Origin of the sequence: Ferrovum myxofaciens, from assembly GCF_000735045.1 — a bacterium.
Classification (GTDB): Bacteria; Pseudomonadota; Gammaproteobacteria; order Burkholderiales; family Ferrovaceae; genus Ferrovum; species Ferrovum myxofaciens.
In genome coordinates, this window is sequence record NZ_JPOQ01000162.1 from 1 (window position 1) to 1,293 (window position 1,293).

Annotated in this window: 1 pseudogene; it reads right to left on the reverse strand. The window is 54.5% G+C overall.

Annotated features, from left to right (window positions below):
- Nucleotides 1–165: 165 nt before the first annotated feature.
- Nucleotides 166–1,293 (reverse strand): annotated as a pseudogene (locus IV91_RS0112180) (hypothetical protein); the annotation flags it as partial.

Below are 1,293 nucleotides of genomic sequence, written 5' to 3' on the forward strand. Positions count from 1 at the left end.
ATCGACCCCGGCTAAGTGCCGGGGTTTTTTTGCGGGTTGGCTAAAGTCAGGGTTGGTCACAGTTCTTTTCCGGCCTGCTTTGGACCGGCTTGTCTCCACCAAATAACGGTAGTCCTCCCTGAATACGACGCCGCTCAGTGACCGCGTACCCGAGTATCCTATTGCTCACAACAGCGCATGATGGTGAAAGCGATAAATCCTACCGCGTTCGTTTAATACACTCAGGCGTTCAAGTGCCTCTGAATCGCTGAGTCCCTCCTTCCGCAGCGTTGTGTACAGGAGGTAAAACTCTGTTTCGAGGTCAGCCGAAAAAATCCCTGGATCATCGGAGCCCAGACAGACCATGATTTCTGGGTCGCCATTCTCAAAGTGGCCTGGGATGCGCATCCAACGTAACGAATGATGTTCGCCGATGTGGTGATATTGGCTAATTCGGACATTGCTGGACGGTAGTGTCTCGATGAGGACTCCCCGTTTGGCCACCTGCTGCATTAGTGCTTGTTGCAGCCGAATATAGCTTTTGGCATCCAAGAAGTCCGCATCCGTGGCAATCAACTCGTTCGCACGCTCCTGAACTTCCGTATCGCTTAACCATTTCCAAAGTAGTGCCACAGTCTGCGGCTGTTCCTCGCGTGCAGACCGGACGCGTACAAACTCATCGCGCCAATATTCGCTCAAGGGTTCTTGCAGAGAGTCCTCTGTATTGAACAACTGGTGCATGAGGTCAAGACGGCTTAAACCACGAAGTGCCATCGCACGCTCGAGATCAAGCGCACTCAGCGACTGTCGAAAGATCAGATGGGCAAGGCTTTCTAATTCGCGCTGAAGGCGATGTACGCATTCTTGCATCTCCGGTACGTCCCGAAGCAGTTGCCACGCAGCCAATACACCCAACATCCATTCGCCTCGAGGCAGAGTAAGAATCCCTGGCATGCGATCAAGCCAAAGACGCGGATTGATTCCCATGGCGGTGCCGTGTCCAAGGCGGTCGCCCGTCCGTAAATCCAGCAACTCGAGTGCTTCCCACATCGTGGCAATACCAGAAAGCAGGTGGCGGAAGTCTTCTCCCGCGTGATACGTGCGCCGCGTCAGGCCGGCCCGATGGCAGATGCGGAAGACCGAGGCGAACACATCTGGTGGAGCATGTAGTTCGTTTGCGGCGGCATCTATGCCCCGAACCCAAGTTTGCAGTTTGGGCCATCGTGCAAGCGCAGAAAGCAGTACCCCCGCTGACCGACGCAATTGTACGGCAAGCGGATAGTGCCTGAATGGTCCAGCCTTGCCTTTTTTTTT